Source organism: Arcticibacter sp. MXS-1 (genome assembly GCF_041902385.1).
GTDB lineage: Bacteria > Bacteroidota > Bacteroidia > Sphingobacteriales > Sphingobacteriaceae > Arcticibacter.
In genome coordinates this window covers 321,409-338,602 of record NZ_CP169244.1, presented here as the reverse complement: position 1 = coordinate 338,602, position 17,194 = coordinate 321,409, and the positions used below count along the sequence as shown (strand labels likewise).

Sequence of the window (17,194 nt, the reverse complement as noted above, 5' to 3'; positions counted from 1 at the left end):
TCTGCTTTTGGCCTTTTAGCTGTGTCTTATTTCGATCTGAGTGTTTTTAATACGGCCGTCTGGCGGGCAAGTTCATCGAGCATTGCCTTAGCTGCCTGTTCAGTGATATCGTTTCCAACAAATACGTCTTCATCATTAATGAACTGGTCGAAAAATGGAATGGATACTGACTCAACCAGCGGAGTGATGCGAAGGCTGCTCAGTGAAAGCTTGAGCATTTGTGCTGCCCGCGTTCCTCCGGATACGCCGCCATAGCTGACGATCCCTGCAGCTTTATGTCCCCATTCTTTCACCAGGTAATCAAGTGCGTTTTTAAGAGGGGCAGGGTAGCTGCCGTTGTACTCTGCTGTAACAAATATGAATGCGTCGGCAGCGTCGATCTTTGCACTCCAGTCTTTGGTATGCTGGTTCTGGTATTTCTGCATGGCAGGGTGGAAGGGTTCATCCATCATGGGAAGATTCACTTCTCCGAGATCAATCAGTTCGACATTAAACTCGGGATGCTCTTTTGCCGCATTTGCAATCCAGGAGGATATGATAATGCCTTTTCTTCCTGGGCGGGTGGTGGAATTTATAATCTTTAAGTTATACATAATAGAAGCTTTGTTGCAGCAAATGAATGCAAAAAGCGGAAGAATAAACTTAATCCAGGTTAAGAAATTTAGTTTCAGGGCTTAGCTTTTTGACGTGATCCATTACAAAGCCGCTTTTTGGAAGAGTTGGCATGCGCGACAAGCTGAAGGAAAGATCCTGCCGGGGGACGGTATAGGCAATGCCGGATGTGAGAAATTTAAGGAACCTTTTCAGGGCTTCTATGGTGATCCATTCGCCGGGGCAGCGGTGTCCGCTATGAGGGTCTCCTCCTCCCTGTGCGAGAAAGTCGAATGGCTTAATCTCCCTGCCGATAAAGCGGTCGGGGTCGAAGGTTGCGGGGCGCGACCAAAGGCGGCCGTCGTGATTGGTGCCGTACATGTCAAGCAGTACGAGTGCGCCTGCCGGGAAGGTATAGTCGTTCCAGCTGAAGCTTTGTTTTACTTTTGCTCCCATAAAGGGGGCAAAAGGATAAAAACGGCGTACTTCGTTGATGAACCGCTCCCGGTAGTTGTCGGTGTTATCCCGCACCGCTGACTCGCAGGAGGGGTATGTAATGAGAGCTGTAGCGGCGAAAGTGACGTACCAGGCGATGGCAACAGTAGGCCGCAGGATATTGATCAGTTCTATTGCTGCCAGCCGGGGGCTTAACAGGAGACCATCAGGTTCGCGGTGAAAGGTGGTAAGTGCAAGGGCCGACCCTGGCTGTGCTTTGCTCTTGCCTTCGCGAATGCTTTTGATAATCTTTCTGATCCAGCGCTCGGTTCTTTTTCTGGCTTTCCTTCCCCGGATATTTCGAGAGCCGAGAGAACCGAAGGCGTCTACCATCGCCAGAAAGTCTTTTGTCCTTTTAGGCCCATCCTCTTCGTTCAGAGGAACGCCACTCCATTTGCAGATCGCCCTGTACAGTACTTCTGCTGCCTCGGTAAATAAAGTCACCTTTCTGCGGGCTTCCCACCTGGTGGCGGCGCTCTTGAGTTCTGATTCCACCAGGTCTCCAAGGCGGGCGATGTTCTCGTCGGTCATCAGGGACAGGAACATCTCCTTTCTGCTGCGGAAGACGCTGCCGTCGGTTGTGTGAATGGCGTTAACGCCTGTGAGGGTTTTCTGGATGGGCGGAGGGACGGCTCCCTTTCTTTGGAATTTTTCGGGATCATAAAAGATGCGGGCGGCGTCTTCCCCGCCGATGCAGATGACGGGAAGTCCCGGAATGCCGATCTTAAAAATATCGGAGTTGTATTTCTTTCTTCTGTTGCTGATAAATGTAAATCCTTCCCCGAATAGTCCGGCTATGGCCGATAAGGGGTTTTCATTAGGGATCGTCGTCATGTTATTCTGGTTGATGTTATGGAATAACAGGCGGTCGGAGCTGTTGTTTAAAAAAGGAAAAAGTGCCCGGCGTTTGCATAACCGCCAGGCGGACTATGGGCTTTTCCTATGCCGGCACTGCCGGCTGGGTCTGGAGGATCGACCTGGTAAACTCGTGTACGAGCTGCCCGCCGCAGGTGATCAGGCAGCCTCTGGTGATCTCTTCCTCCCTGTCTAAGTGAAAGCCCTCGGGGTTGGCCAGATGGAGCAGCAGCGCCGATATATTAACGGAGTAAAGCTGGCTCGCATTGACCGGGATCAGAGAGGGCAGGTTGGCTTCGCCAACGATGGTGACGCCGTGTTTTCGCACCGTCTTGTTGTATTCGCTTAGCTCACAGTTGCCGCCCGATTCTACCGCAAGGTCGACAATGACGGAGCCGTCTTTCATAGAGCGGACCATCTCAGCCGTGACCAGGACCGGCGACTTTTTCCCCATCACCAGAGCGGTGGTGATGACGATATCTGCCTCCTTTATTTTCTTTTGGATCAGTTCTTTTTGCTTTTGCAAGAATTCCTCAGATACTTCCCTGGCATATCCTCCCTGTGTCTTTACGGTTTCTGCTCCTTCAACCGTGAGGAACTTGCCGCCGAGTGATTCTACCTGTTCTCTTGTTTCAGGCCTTACATCTGAAACTTCCACTACGGCACCGAGTCGTTTTGCTGTGGCTACTGCCTGGAGCCCTGCGACACCTGCACCGAAAATAAGTACACGGGCAGGGCTGATGGTGCCGGCCGCAGTCATCATCAGGGGAAAGATCTTGCCGAGGTAATCGGCTGCAAGAATGACGGCCTTATAGCCCGCGATATTGGCCTGAGAGCTGAGTGCGTCCATTTTCTGGGCTCTTGATATGCGGGGAACAGCATCCATGGCAAATGAAGTGATCTTGCCCATATTGAACGCGTGGACGAGCTGTGGCTGCGTATGTGCGTACAGCAAAGAGATGCAGGCAGAGCCTTCCGTCATCTGCGCGATTTCTTCGGGGGTTGGAGCATTGACCTTTAACAGGACTTCGCTTTGCAGTACTTCTTCTGGTGCTGACAGCACTTTTGCTCCTGCGGTGCGGTAGTCATCGTCCGAGAAGAAGGATGACAGTCCTGCCCCTGATTGAATGTTTATCTCAAATCCTTTATTAATTAGCTGCTTTGAAGTGTCCGGCGTGAGGGCTACGCGGTTTTCATGAAGTCTTGATTCTTTTAGGACGCCTATTTTCATGGCTCGGTTTATTGGTACGGAGAGACCGGAATTGGTTTAAGCAATGTTAATTAACCTGCTTAACTATAACAAGTGTTTTTTTGATTTTTTAAAAGTGTCTTGCTTAGTGACCTGGTCGTTCATGCAGGCGTAATAAGTAGTTTTGGTCTTTGTAGACTTCTGTTTGGTCTCCTGTTAGCTGATCGTTATGGAAGAGCAAAGCTTTTGTTAAAAAAAACTGGGGAAATTCGTCAGGATTTATAACTTAGTATTTTGATAAGTCTAAACCGAGTTGGGAAAAACAAGAGGAATAAAGGAGTTAACAGACGAACAGATATTATCCGGAATAAAGAATTCAGACTATGAGATATTTACCTTGCTTTATTCTGGTTATTTTCAAAACCTGGCACTTGCATCGGTCAAATATGTGAAAGATGTCTTTATTGCGGAGGGAATTGTTCAGGATGTTTTTATCAGGATGTGGGAAGATCCTTCGCTGCTTGATGCAGTGTATGCATTGCGCCCCTACCTGTACCGGTCCGTTATTAATCAGTCTATCAATTACATCAACCGGCAGAAGAATATAGAGCAGCATCACGAAAAGATTGCGCGGCGGATGGAGGATGCGAATATTGAAACCCTGCATGAAGAGCAGGAGCTGAAAAAGCTTATCTACGCCGAAATTGAACGGCTGCCTGCTCAATGCAAAAAGATCTTTAAGATGAGTCGCTTTGAGGGCTTGAAATATAGGGAAATAGCTGAGCGGCTTGACTTGTCGGAACGGACAGTGGAAAACCATATCGCAAATGCTTTAAAGACTCTTCGGTCGCGTTTGCTTGTGGAAAGTCGCGAGAAAGAGGGTGCTTATCGCCTTAGACTTCTGTCTGTTTTGCTTCCTTTGCTTTTCGTTGTGATGGAATAGTGCGTTTGTCCGTATTTTATTTTGTCTTTTTAATGAAAGTCTATTGTAATTGTTGGTTTCGTTCTGTTTTTTAAGGTTGTTTTGTTGGATTTTATTTTTTTCTTTTTGAACTAGGGGTATTTGGGTTGATTGTTTGTCTTTTGGGTAGAGTTTATAAAAGGAATGAGTGAAAATAAAGTTTTTCTGATTAAGCTTGTTCAGTATTTGAACGACCCATCAGAGCCCGGTCTAAAAGAAGAGGTAGAACACTGGCGCCGCTCGGCGGAAGAGAATGAGCAGTTCTTTCATCAGATCAGCGACCTTTGGCATATGTCGGGGGAGCTGAAGGATCTCGACATGCTCGACCCCGGCGAAGCGGTAGGCCGTCTTTCGCGAAAGATGGGATATGAGACTCATGAAGCACGCGGAAGAGGTGTTCGCTGGTATTCGGGCGTTGCTGCTGCTCTTGCCTTGCTTGTGCTTGGGTACTGGGCGTTCCACTCTTTTACGTATCAGCGTTTTTTAACAAGGACCACAGGGTCGCTTATCGATACAGTGGTTCTCTCAGACGGCAGTCTTGTGTATCTGGCTGCTCACTCTACGGTGCGGTATCCTCAGGAATTAAAGGGAGAAAAGAGGGAGCTTACTTTAATTGACGGGGAAGCATTTTTTGAAGTCAAAAAAGATCCGGAACATCCCTTTGTGGTCCATATTGACTCGTCCGTTGTGACGGTGCTGGGTACTTCCTTTAACATTCGCAATACACACGAGGAGGTAAACCTGAACGTCAGGACTGGAAAGGTAAGGTTTGATGCGCCAGACAATAAGTCGACCTCTATACTTACCGCGGGTGACGGGCTTACCTATTGGAGCAAGACAGGCCAGAGCAGGGTGTTTAAGGATGCGGGAGGAGGCAGTTATGGCTGGCTGACCCATGAGCTAAGCTTTGTTGATGCCCCTCTTAATGATGTTTTTCAAAGCCTGGAGAAATATTACAGGGTAACTTTTCGTGTGAGCGATTCTTTATCGTCTTATAGTAAGTTCAACGCGCGCTTCAGGGATAACAGCCTGGACGAGGTGCTTGAAATCCTTAAGGAAACCTATTCGCTTGACTTTTCCCGCCAGGGAGAGGTGGTGACCGTCAGAAGCAAATAATCAATACACTATAACTACAAACTCAAACAATCAGGATCACTATGAATGAAAACGTTTACAAAAAAGGGAAGCGGCGACTAATGCTTTTGTTGCTTGCTACAGCCTTGTTGTGTTTGGTTTTTAATGCCGACGCAGGGGCTAGCCAGCACGGAGGCTATGCTGTCCAGAAGCTTGAGGATTTTATCAGGAGCATGGAGAAGCATTACCAGGTGAGCTTTGTTTATGATGCCTCTCAGATCAGCAAAGATCAGATGATAGAAGCGGACCGGAATGCGTCGCCGCTGGAGAACGCATTGAAACAGCTGCTGGCAAATGGCATCAGTTACAAGATCATCGATAACAAGGTTATCCTCAAAAAAGCAGACAAAGCACCTGAAGAAAGACGGGTGTCAAAGGATATTGTAGTCAAGGGCACCGTAGCCATCAAAACGAAGACCGGAACTGAAGTCACTCCGGGTATCCATGTACTCGAAAAGGGAACAAGGAATGGCACAGCTACTGGTATGAACGGCGAGTACTCCATCCGTGTAAAGGATGGAGCCACGCTCGTCTTCTCGATGGTGGGTTTTAAGAGTCAGGAGATTGCAGTGAATGGTCGGACAACGATTAACGTTACCCTGCTGGAGGATGTGAGCGAGCTGAGGGAGGTAATCGTAACAGGCTACAATGGTATTGACAGGCGGAAGTTTACAGGCGCGGTAACTACCCTGAAGGCTTCGGATGCCAAACGGGAGGGGATTAATGATGTAAGCAGGATGCTGGAGGGACGTGTAGCGGGGGTATCGGTACAGAACGTGTCGGGTACTTTTGGTGCAGCGCCTAAGATCCGTGTCCGGGGCGCCACTTCGATAACGGGTGATAATAAACCGCTCTGGGTTGTCGATAATGTGATCCTGGAGGATGTGGTGAATATTTCAAACGAGCAGCTTTCGACAGGGGACCCTTCCACACTTATCGGTTCTTCTGTTGCCGGACTTAATCCTGATGATATTGAAAGTTTTCAGATCCTGAAGGATGCGGCTGCAACAGCTCTCTATGGAGCCCGGGCGATGAATGGTGTTGTGGTGATCACTACAAAGAGGGGGAAAATAGGAAAGCCGCTGATCTCTTACACGGGTAACTTTTCCAGTTATCTCAAGCCTACCTACAATACCTTCGATATCATGAATTCGGCGGACCAGATGTCGGTGTACTCAGAACTGTACCGAAAGGGCTGGCTGAATTATTCGGACGTATCACGCAGCGAAAACGGAGGCGTGTTTACCAAGATGGCAGATCTGATCACGCAGTTTGATGAGTCGAAAGGGGCCTTCGGCCTGAAGAATACCCCCGAGAACAGGTCGGCTTTCCTGCAGCGCTATGCAAATGCGAACACCAACTGGTTTGACGTGCTGTTTAACAATTCGTTCATGAATGAACATTCGTTGAGCGTCTCTAGCGGGACAGAGAAATCGCAGCTATATGTATCGACCAGCTATCTGCAGGATAACGGTTGGACGATAGCCGACAATGTGAAGCGCTTTACCGGAAACGTGAGAGCAGACTTCAATGTTTCGGATAAGATCTCTTTTGGACTGATCTCTCAGGGCTCAATTCGGGATCAGCGTGCTCCTGGTTCTGTTGGCCGGGTAAGTGATCCGGTAACCGGGAAGTACGACCGGGACTTTGACATCAATCCATTCAGCTATTCGATCAATACCAGCCGAACGATAACGCCTTATGACGAGAACGGCAATCTGGAGTTCTTTAGGAGAAACTATGCTCCATTCAACATCATCAACGAGCTGGCAAACAATACGATTGACCTGTCAATGCTCGACTTGAAGCTTCAGGGTGATTTTACTTACAAGATATTCAAAGGGTTTAAGTATAACCTTTTGGGAGCGGTGAGATATGTAAAAACTGATCAGGAACATAAAGTGCGTGAGCAGTCGAACATGCCGATGGCGTATAGGGCGGCAGAAGATGCAACGATAAGGAGCAGGAACAGGTTCCTGTACAGAGATCCTAACAATCCGGAAGCCGATCCTGTTGTGGTCCTTCCTTACGGAGGGTTCTACAACACCAACGAGGATTACCTTGTGAACTACCTTTTGAGGAACACAGTAGAATGGGATCATACTTTCAACGAAAAGCATAATGTGAAGCTGCTGGGTGTGCAGGAGCTTCGCTCTGCCGACCGGCAGAACAAACAGTTTGACGGCTATGGCTATCAATATGATAAGGGTGGTATCCCCTTTATTGATCCGAATATCATCAAAAGAGGGGTAGAGAACAGCTTGTCGTATTACCAGATGCAAATGCGTTACGACCGCTTTCTGGCTTATATGGCAAATGCCTCCTACTCATTTGATAGCAAGTATAACTTCAGTACTACTTTGCGCTATGACGGTTCCAATCTGATGGGAAGCAGCAAGACTGCGCGCTGGCTGCCGACCTGGAATGTCAGCGGTTCATGGAACGTAGATCAGGAGGCTTTTATGCAAAATCAGAAGGCCTTAAGCCGGCTGATGGTCCGTGCATCTTACGGCCTTACCGCCAATCTCGGGAAAGCGACAAATTCGAGCCTGGTGCTGCGGAACAGCATTTCGAAGCGTCCATTCGATCAGGAGTCGATCATTTCCATTGACCAGCTTGCCAACTCGGGCCTTACCTGGGAAAAGCAGTATAAGTTAAACGTTGGTTTTGACGCGGGCTTCCTCGACAACAGGCTATCACTAACGGTTGACTATTATAACCACCAGAGCTATGACCTCATCAGTCCGATCCGAACCTCGGGAATAGGGGGGCAGACCGTCAAAAATGCTAACTATGCCGACATGGAATCTAACGGTGTCGATGTGGCGCTGGGTGCGACAATCATTAAGCGGAAGTCTTTTGATTACCGGACGCAGCTGACGTTCGGATATAACAAAGGCAAAATTACCCGGTTAAAAGGCGAACCTTTGATCTGGGATATGGTGACCGCCGATGGGGGGCCTCGCGAGGGATATCCTTACCGCGGATTGTTCTCGGTAGAGTTTGTGGGTCTGAACCCGAAGGATGGATCGCCGATATTCCGTAATGAAAAGGGAGAGGAGAGCAATAACGTTTATCTCCAAAGTGATCAGACGCAGTACCTGAAATACTCAGGTCCTATTGATCCGACTTTTACCGGAGGATGGTTTAACAGTGTGAGCTTTAAGGGATTCTCGGTATCGGCTTTGCTAACATTCAGCGGCGGCAATAAGGTTCGGCTGAGCCCTGCTTTCAAAAGCAGTTTATACAATGACCAGCCTAGCTACAATGACCTGGATGCGATGCCACGGGCCTTCCTTGATCGCTGGGTATTGCCTGGTGATGAAACCCGTACCAATGTGCCTTCCATCCTGGACGTAACCAACCAGTATCAGCTGCAGAGCGTGTATCCGTATAATACCTATAATTACTCAACGGTACGCGTTGCCGATGGAGGTTTTGTAAGGCTTAAGCAGGTAACGGCCTCTTATGCCATCCCTCAGAAGTATGTGAAATCGCTGGGACTTAACACTGCTTCTGTTAGCGTGGTGGGCAATAACTTGTGGCTCATCTACTCCGACTCTAAGCTGCGGGGGCAGGATCCTGAGTTTTACAGTTCAGGAGGGGTAGCGCTGCCCATGCCAAGACAATTTACGGTATCACTAAAGGTTGGAATTTAATAATGAATGAAATGAAAAGAACTCTTATATATTTTTCCGCAGCGGCTCTCTTCTTCTTTTCCGGCTGCGAGAAATTCCTGGATCATGAGCCCGATCAGCGTGCAGACCTTAATTCCGTGGAAAAGATGTCGGAATTACTGGCGACGGCCTATCCGAAAGGCGATTACATTACGATGGCTGAGTCGATGTCTGACAATGCCGGAGACAAAGGAGGAGGAACGGTAGAAGCGATCAATCAGAATCCATATTTTTTTAATGATGTGCAGAGTAAAGATGAGGGCTCGCCGGATTATTACTGGGAGGCTTGCTACGCGGCAATTTCTGCTGCTAATCATGCCCTGGATGCTATTGGAAAGGTTCCGAACCCGAATGAGTATAAGGCTTTAAAGGGAGAAGCACTGCTGGCACGTGCTTATGCGCATTTTATGCTGGTGACCTTTTTCTCGAAGGTATACAATCCGGCTACAGCTGCCTCTGATCCTGGAATACCTTACGTGACCGAGCCTGAGACGGTAGTTATCAAAAAGTATGAGCGCAAGACGGTTCAGTATGTCTACGATATGATCGAAAAAGACCTGAATGAAGGTCTTCCTCTGATCAATAATTCTATCTACAAATCTCCAAAGTTCCATTTCAATACGACAGCTGCAAGGGCTTTCGCTGTGAGGTTCTACCTTTTCAAACGTGATTACGCAAAGGTGCTGGAGCAGGCGAATCTCGCCTTCCCTGGTTCTACCATTTCGGCTAATCTTCGGCCATGGGCTACTAGTTATGCGGCCATGACCTATTACGTGCTACAGGCGCAGTATACCAGATCCACGGAAAACGCAAACCTTCTGTTGGTTGAAACTCCATCGGTGTGGGGACGGAATTATGCCAGCTATCGGTATGGTCTGACTAATACCATTCAGTCGGCTACGCTTTCAAGTAATAATCCTGCTGGTGCTACTCTGGCCTACCGGGTTTACGGCGGAACAGACCTCGTGCTTAATATTCCTAAGTTCTATGAGCACTTTGTGAGGGCTAATGCCAATGCTCAGATAGGGGATCCCTATAATATGGTGCCTCTCCTTACCACTGAAGAAGTGTTGTTTAACAAAGCTGAGGCCTATGTAGAGCTGGGCCGCTATCAGGAGGCAGTTAGTCTTATTAATACCTTTCTGTCTACCAGGGTGGAAGATTATGATCCGGGGCTCGATGCTTTGACGATTGCCAAAGCAATGGCCTTTTATCAAACCTCCGACACGAAGGATGCACTGATTAAATCCATTCTGCATTTTAAGAGAGCAGAATTTATGCATGAGGGAATGAGGTGGTTTGATATGCTAAGACACGGAATTCCGGTAGTGCACCAATCGTTCGATAAGAGTACAAGTATTGTGATCGGTCCGGAAGATCCGAGAAGAGTAGTTCAAATTCCACAGGAAGCGGCTACGTCTGGTATTGAATTGAATCCACGCTAAAAATTGTTGACATGAAATTCTCTATAAAAAGCATCATATTGTTAGTCTTCATTTCGCTGCTTTCGTTTTCATGCAGTAAGGAGGACGATCTTCAAACAGACCTTGTTGGGCTGGGGGAGATACCTGGGTAAAAGGGCCGATAGATAACTGGCTGACCACTAATTATGTGGATCCTTTTAATATCGAGGTGAAATATAAGTTTGACCGTTTTGAGTTGGACCAGAACAAGGACCTTGTTCCGCCGCTTGAGGGGCAGGTTATTCCTCTGATGGAGGTGGTTAAGCGGGTGTGGATTGAACCTTACACCGCTCAGGCGGGTGATCTCTTCATAAAAAAGTATGCGCCTAAGCAATTTGTACTGGTGGGAAGTCCGTCTTATAATGCAAATGGGACGATAACCCTGGGTACCGCAGAAGGTGGCAGGAAAATAGTCCTGTATACTGTGAATTCGTTTGAGAGCACTGCCGAATCGGAAGTAAAGCAGCAGCTGCATACGATACATCACGAGTTTGCTCATATTTTGCACCAGACCATCAATTATCCGATCGAGTATAAGAATATAACTCCCGGGGGCTATACTTCTACCTGGTTCAACTACAGTAATACGCAAGCTTTGAGTCTCGGCTTTATTACGAGTTATTCAAGGGCCGCACCTGATGAAGATTTCGTAGAGATGATCTCCACCATGCTGGTAGAGGGCAGATCGGGCTTTAATGCGATGGTAGCTTCGGCACCGGCATCAGCTCAGCCGCTTCTTCGCCTTAAAGAGCAGATTGTAGTGAAGTACTTTAAGGAAGCCTGGAACATTGATTTCTACGCATTGCAGACCGCCACTCACGGGGCAATAGAAAAGGTGCTGAAACCGCAGGCTTAGTTTTTATTCATCTATTTTTCAGACAAGAGATATGAAGAAATTTAGCATATATATCCTCATCCTTACATGGGCATTCGCTTCATGTAAGAAGGATAACAACGATACGCTGTTTGGCGAAAGAGCCGATCAGAGGCTGAACGAAGCGATTACAAAATATGGCGAACAGCTGGCCGGAGCTCAGTATGGATGGAAGGCTTTCTTATCCACTACGCAGGGCGAATCGTTCGGTTTTTATTTCCAGTTCAATAACAGTAACCGCGTGAAGATGTATTCGGATTTCGACGGAGAGTTTGCTGTTTCCAGCTTCGAGAGCTCTTATCGGTTGAAAGCGGTACAGAGGCCTTCCCTGTTCTTCGATACCTATTCCTATCTGCACGTACTGGCAGACCCCGATGAGGGCATCAGCGGAGGAGACCGCGGGGCCGGACGATATTCGGACTTTGAATTTTCCTTTGATACGGTGAAGACCGATAGTATTAAAATGACCGGGACGTTTATGGGGAGCAAGTTGTTGCTGGTAAGGGCTACCAAAGCTGAGTATGATGCATACCAGGCGGGCGCACTGAACGTGATGATACAAAGTGCAGAGAACTATGCTTCTGAAACTCCCTTTAGTTTTGTTCAGATTAAGGACTCGAAGTATGAGACCATTATTTCTCCTGAGGGGAGGGTGCTGGCCCTGGCATATCAGGAGAATAATGAGGATAAGTTCGTCAAAACATCGTTTGCTTATGCGGTGAATGGTCTGCATTTGGAAAAGCCGGTTACTTTGAACGGCGTTACGTTCGATGAGCTGCTCTGGGATGCTTCAGGGAAACATTACTACATTCAGGCAGGCACGCAACGCATAACGGTGCAGGCTTCGAGTTCCCCTACTGCGCCATTGAGCATTCTTTTGGGTATGGTGTACACCTCGGTTGTCGTGCCTAATGGATCGGGCACCAATCCGCTGCCTGGTACCTCCGCTCTCTTTTTGAAGGAGTATAATGCCTCAAAGGCGGCTATTCTTGCAGGGCCTTATCGCTTAACCTTAAAGGATATGGAGTTTGCATTTGACGCAAGTGATAAATCTATGGTCATTAATGCGGTGGTTGCACAAGGTGCAACTAATTTCCTTGCTACGTTTACTTATAGTTATAAAAAGACAGCAGACGGACTCTTTAAATTTACACCGGTCTCTCAAAATGGAAACGGTGGCCTTATTAAGAACGACATGACGCTTTTGAAGTATATCGAGTCTGATTCGTTCAAGGTTGACTATTTGAAAACGGATACGGGATTGCTCGGCAAGCTTAGCAGCACGCATGTATATCCGGGTGGCGAATTTTCTTTTACCGGTCTGTTGCAATAAGAGCCGGTCAGAGACTATACTATAGAAATAGATTATGAAACCATCATGCGTGTTCACACAGGCGGCGAGGATTAAGGGATTGCTGCACATGATAGCTTCATAGCGATTAAAAGCGAAAATACTCATGAAAAAGACTCTATTTTTTATTTATCTCATATTGATGGCCGCAGCTGTTGGCTGTAAGAAGGATGATGATCTTTCCTTGGATGTCGAGAAGTCGTTTAAAAATCCGGCGGAAAGCCTTGCAGATTTTAAGAAGGCAATAGGAGGATCAGCATCGGGATGGAAAGTGCTTTTATCTCACCATTCCGGAAGGATCTTCAGTGGATTTATGTCCTTAGACACGACCAAAAAAGAACTGCAGTTGTATATGGATTTTGACGGTGAGACGGCTGCAACAGCGTCAAAGTCGGCGTTCAAGATCGATCTCTTGCAAAACACTGCGCCCACTATTACGCTGGAGGCCGGCTCACACCTGGATAGCCTGGAGGATGCAGGCATTGACAAGGACTACAGTATGCGCTCTGTTAAGGGCGATACGGTGAGCCTTGTAGGCGCGAGGTTCGCTGATGAGATCAGGCTGGTAAAGGCGACTGCGCCCGAGCAAGCCGTTTTTACAAGCGGTGGTTTTGCCAGTCAGATTGGCGATATTGAAGCATATCTGGAATCTGCGGTGTTTTTGTACGCAGCTTTAGATAATCAGTCGGTCGCTCAGCTGCTTATTAATCCGGTAGATGTGAATCTTACTTCGGCGGTTCTTTCTTCTTCGAAAGGGGTCAGTACAGCCTCATCATTCTATTCCTATTCTGCAGGAGGAATTACGATGAAGTCGCCCATTATGGCTGGAGATACGAAGGTTACTGAACTGGGATGGGACGCTGCTGCCGGTAAGCTATATTTCAATTACAAAGGAGCGAAGTTATTCCTGGAGAACTCCCTGGTTCCTGTAATTGGAGCCGAATATCTCCTTGGCACGGCTGGCTACAGTCTATTCTCGGTTCCCTCGCCAACTCTTTTGGCGTTGCCGGGATGGTCTGCTGGTTTCAGGACTGTTTGGAACACAGCATCTGCCGCAATAACGGCTCGTGGCTTCACGCTCTATGTTGTTGAGTTTAACATTGATCCTGTCTCTTCTGTTATGAATATGGATGTTTACTTCCTGAGGGGAAGTACTCGTTATCAGGCGCGGTTCCCGTATTCCTATAGTAAATCTGGAGAGGGCGTCTATAAGTTTACGGCCTTGCCGCTGGAAGAGACGACGACCGGATCGAATGCCTCCTTTATGAGCGCTCAGCTGAAGCCGCTTACTGATCTTATGAGTACCGGAAGCTATAAGGTTCAGACGTATCCGCTAAGGGGGAATACTCTCATCCTGGGCCAGTTCGTCAGTGTAGAGACGCCTGGTATCTATTTTACTGGAATTCTCGACAAGCTATTCTAAAGGCTTTTCAGAAATAAAAAGAGAGCGTAGCCCTTCGGCCCTTCGGGTCGCTCTCTTTTTATTAAGGACCTGGAACTATTTCTTATTCTTTACATACGTATCCAGCCATTTGTCCATCTCCCACAACATATGCATCACTGATTCTTTCGCAAAGTAGTGGTGCGCTTCGTTTGGCAGGAAAACCAGCCTGGTAGTTGCTCCATGCCCTTTTAGTGCGTTGTAAAGTCGCTCACTCTGGATCGGGAAGGTGCCTGAGTTATCGTCTGCCGCTCCATGGATGAGCAGAAGAGGAGTTTTGATCTTGTCGGCATAACTGAATGGTGACATCTTATAGTATACCTCAGGAGCCTGCCAGTAAGTACGCTCTTCCTGTTGAAAGCCGAACGGAGTGAGTGTTCTGTTGTAGGCGCCGCTGCGTGCAATACCTGCTGCGAAGTAATCGGTATGAGCGAGAAGATTTGCCGTCATAAAGGCTCCATAAGAATGACCTCCCACGGCAATCTTTTTGCGGTCGGCTACCCCCATGTTCACGACATAGTCAATTGCTGCTTTCGCATTGTCCTGTAACTGCTGGATGAAGCTGTCATTAGGTTCATTGCTTCCTTCTCCGACAATTGGCATGTCGGCATTGTCGAGGACGGCGTAGCCTCTCGCGACCCAATATACAGGTGAGCCCCAGCTGATCCTGGTGTAGCGGTAAGGAGAACCCTTTACCTGAGACGCAGCATCAACTGACTTAAACTCCCTTGGGTAGGCCCACATGAGCAGCGGCAGCGGCGCGTCACCTTTCTTATACCCCTTCGGGAGATAAAGTGTACCCGACATGTTTATCCCATCTCTCCTTTTATACGCAAGCTGCTGTTTCTGAACTCCTTTAAGAGACGGATACGGATCAGGAAAGCTCGTGAGTGCCTTCGCCGTTCTGTTCTTCAGATTTACACTGTAGTAATTCGGCGTCTGGTCCTTGGATTCGCGACTGATAATGACCTGCCCCTGGTTGTTAAAAAAGACGGGTAACTCGTAATAAGGGGCTTTTGAACGGAAAAGGGTATCCGTTTTGCCTGTGCTCAAATTCCATCTCAACAGGAAGGGGCGGTCGCCAAGCGGTGAGGCACCGGTGCTGATGGTAAAGGCAACCGGTTCTGTGGCTTGCTGATCAAGCAGGAGCACCGGCCTGCCGAAGGAATTCTTGCTTAAGACAAAGTCACCCGGATCGGTATACGTTTGCTCGTAGGAGCGTTCAGAGATAACCTTGACCGGTCGCCCATCTTTCGTGTTGATGAGCGATCTTCTTTCCTGCCGCGTCTTCCACCACCTCTCTGTTATTACCGCAAGCCCATCTCCAGCCCATTCAGCATCGGAAAAGCGATAGGTACAGTCGGCAATCTTAACCGGAGAAGTATTAAAGGGAGCTTTGAGAGTATAGAGCTTGTCCCGTAGGTCTGCGGCTTTGTTTGGGTCGCCCTCGTCCTGCGCTTCCGCCCAGTAAATGGTAGAGGGTTCATTTGGTCTCCAGGCATGCTCCCGCGGACCCTTGTCTACGGCATCGAATCCTTTAGGGCGGTTATCAGCCAGTGGCGCAGAATACAGATCTTTAACCAGTTCCCCGTCCTTTTTCAGTATTTGTATCTTGTAGGGAAAGAGATATGCTGGAACGAGGTATGAATAAGGCTTTTCGATCTGCTTCGTCATAATGTAATTCCCGTCAGGCGAATAATCGAATTGCGAATAGATAGCAGGTCTGCCAATGTCCTTCGTTTTTCCGTTGAGATCTACTTCCTTCAGTTGAGCAGTGAGGTAGAAGTCAAAAAGACTTTCATCGTACGGATTTTTTAAAAGATCCTGATATGTCCTGGATGCTGCTGTCTTTCCCAGGTTTTCCTGCACAACAGGGCCTTCTGGTACTATATTTTCGCGCGGCGACTGTCCTCGTCCGGCAGGAACGAATTGCCCCAGAATGCTTTTGCTGTCCGCTGCCCATCTGAAGGTGGTCCCGTAGGCATCGTTTAAAGCGATATCGGTTAAACGACGTGCCGCACGGCTGCTAAGATCAACGATCCATAACTCCGCAGAGGTTGCGTTTTCCTGAACGAAGGCAAGTGTGCTCTCGTCGGGGCTCCAGGTTATATTGCTGATCCGGGGAGCACGCGGCAGGCCTGTTACCTGGACTATAGTGCCTTGTTTTAAGTCTTTGATTTTAATATTGTTGTAACTAATGTTATTCGCAGCCGCGTTATTTGCGGGATTGATCCTTAAACCGCCGATCCTCAGGATAGGCTGAGCCACCTGTTCAATACCCGGGTAATCGGGCCTCTCGAGTAAAAGCATCATTGTTCCTTTGCCATTAAAGCTTACCTGCGTGACCGGAGGCGCATTTAGCAGGTCGAGAATTTCCTGCGGCGGCTTTTGGTATGTTAATCTGTCCTGCCCCTGAACTGCCGAGACAGGCCCTATTATGGTAAGAAGAATAGGGCATAGGTTCTTAAGTTTTTTAGTAAAAGTGTACATATCCTACTAATATGAAAATACTTTTGCTTTTTGTCGCCGGGTAATGTTAAAATTACATGCTCTATTAAAATTATAGGATCGAAAAACAGTCTTATCTTAGTCGGAGGGAAATATGATATGAAAAATGCCAGTCTTTTTAAGGGAATCACTATTGTAGCGCTGCTAATTGTTGGAATGGGCAATGTTTTTGCTCAGTATAAGCCGGCAGCCGTTCTTCCTGATTTTACCTTTCAGACGCTTGATAGTCGCCTTTTTTCCAAAAAAGACATAGCGAAGAATAGAACTTCGGTTATTATCCTTTTTGACGTCACCTGCAGCCACTGCCAGCACGAGATACAGGAGCTGGGGAAGCGCTACGGTGAATTTAAGCAGGCGTCTTTTTATCTGGTCTCCATGGATCTGAAGCCCGCTATTATACGCTTTATGAGTTCTTACGGAAAGGGACTGAGCGGCAAGCCCAATGTGACTGTGCTTCACGATTATAAACCAGAGTTTGTGCAAAAGTTTATGCCCGACAAGTATCCTGCCATGTACATCTATTCGGAGAAGGGAGAGCTGATCAAATATCTGAGCGGGCAAAAAGATGTTCGGGAAATAATAAATGCAGTGAACGGCAAGAAGTAAAACCGCTTATATTTGATGCCATAAGTGTGAGTCTGATAAATGTAAACCG

At 47.7% G+C, this 17,194-nt stretch carries 12 protein-coding genes; 8 read left to right on the top strand and 4 right to left on the bottom strand.

Features of this window, described 5'->3' with window-relative positions; translation table 11 throughout:
- Window positions 1-26: 26 nt before the first annotated feature.
- The 3 genes from ACES2C_RS01265 to ACES2C_RS01255 all read right to left on the bottom strand — a co-directional run bounded on the left by ACES2C_RS01265 (window position 27) and on the right by ACES2C_RS01255 (window position 3,172).
- On the bottom strand, window positions 27-593 hold the full coding sequence (locus ACES2C_RS01265; RefSeq protein ID WP_374165217.1) for an NADPH-dependent FMN reductase: 567 nt from the start codon (window positions 591-593) through the stop codon (window positions 27-29).
- 49 nt (window positions 594-642) lie between these two features.
- Window positions 643-1,920, bottom strand: a complete 1,278-nt coding sequence (locus tag ACES2C_RS01260) for a cytochrome P450 (protein WP_374165216.1) — start codon at window positions 1,918-1,920, stop codon at window positions 643-645.
- 106 nt (window positions 1,921-2,026) lie between these two features.
- A complete protein-coding gene (locus tag ACES2C_RS01255) occupies window positions 2,027-3,172 on the bottom strand; it encodes a Re/Si-specific NAD(P)(+) transhydrogenase subunit alpha (RefSeq protein WP_374165215.1) in 1,146 nt (381 codons plus the stop codon).
- Between the two features lie 271 nt (window positions 3,173-3,443).
- Between ACES2C_RS01255 and ACES2C_RS01250 the strand changes: the two genes are divergently transcribed.
- The 7 genes from ACES2C_RS01250 (at window position 3,444) to ACES2C_RS01220 (ending at window position 14,013) form a co-directional block, all read left to right on the top strand.
- Complete coding sequence (locus ACES2C_RS01250) at window positions 3,444-4,073, top strand: RNA polymerase sigma-70 factor (RefSeq protein WP_374165214.1); 630 nt, start codon at window positions 3,444-3,446, stop codon at window positions 4,071-4,073.
- A gap of 162 nt (window positions 4,074-4,235) precedes the next feature.
- Window positions 4,236-5,207: a FecR family protein gene (locus ACES2C_RS01245; RefSeq protein ID WP_374165213.1), complete on the top strand. Its 972-nt coding sequence runs from the start codon at window positions 4,236-4,238 to the stop codon at window positions 5,205-5,207.
- A 41-nt stretch (window positions 5,208-5,248) separates the two neighbouring features.
- Window positions 5,249-8,884, top strand: a complete 3,636-nt coding sequence (locus tag ACES2C_RS01240; protein ID WP_374165212.1) for a SusC/RagA family TonB-linked outer membrane protein — start codon at window positions 5,249-5,251, stop codon at window positions 8,882-8,884.
- 11 nt (window positions 8,885-8,895) lie between these two features.
- Window positions 8,896-10,347, top strand: a complete 1,452-nt coding sequence (locus tag ACES2C_RS01235) for a RagB/SusD family nutrient uptake outer membrane protein (protein ID WP_374165211.1) — start codon at window positions 8,896-8,898, stop codon at window positions 10,345-10,347.
- A 166-nt stretch (window positions 10,348-10,513) separates the two neighbouring features.
- Window positions 10,514-11,221 carry a putative zinc-binding metallopeptidase gene (locus ACES2C_RS01230; protein ID WP_374165210.1) on the top strand — a complete coding sequence of 236 codons (708 nt, stop codon included), beginning with the start codon at window positions 10,514-10,516 and terminating at the stop codon, window positions 11,219-11,221.
- A gap of 31 nt (window positions 11,222-11,252) precedes the next feature.
- Window positions 11,253-12,572 (top strand): DUF4302 domain-containing protein, encoded by a 1,320-nt coding sequence (locus tag ACES2C_RS01225; RefSeq protein ID WP_374165209.1) that lies wholly within the window; start codon window positions 11,253-11,255, stop codon window positions 12,570-12,572.
- Between the two features lie 124 nt (window positions 12,573-12,696).
- The gene (locus ACES2C_RS01220) at window positions 12,697-14,013 is read left to right on the top strand and encodes a DUF4302 domain-containing protein (RefSeq protein WP_374165208.1); all 1,317 of its coding nucleotides are present in this window, start codon (window positions 12,697-12,699) and stop codon (window positions 14,011-14,013) included.
- 75 nt (window positions 14,014-14,088) lie between these two features.
- Here the strand turns inward: ACES2C_RS01220 and ACES2C_RS01215 are convergent, their stop codons facing one another.
- Window positions 14,089-16,521 (bottom strand): prolyl oligopeptidase family serine peptidase, encoded by a 2,433-nt coding sequence (locus ACES2C_RS01215; RefSeq protein WP_374165207.1) that lies wholly within the window; start codon window positions 16,519-16,521, stop codon window positions 14,089-14,091.
- Between the two features lie 117 nt (window positions 16,522-16,638).
- Here ACES2C_RS01215 and ACES2C_RS01210 point away from each other — a divergent pair, with 117 nt between their 5' ends.
- A complete protein-coding gene (locus ACES2C_RS01210) occupies window positions 16,639-17,145 on the top strand; it encodes a peroxiredoxin family protein (RefSeq protein WP_374165206.1) in 507 nt (168 codons plus the stop codon).
- Window positions 17,146-17,194: the final 49 nt, after the last annotated feature.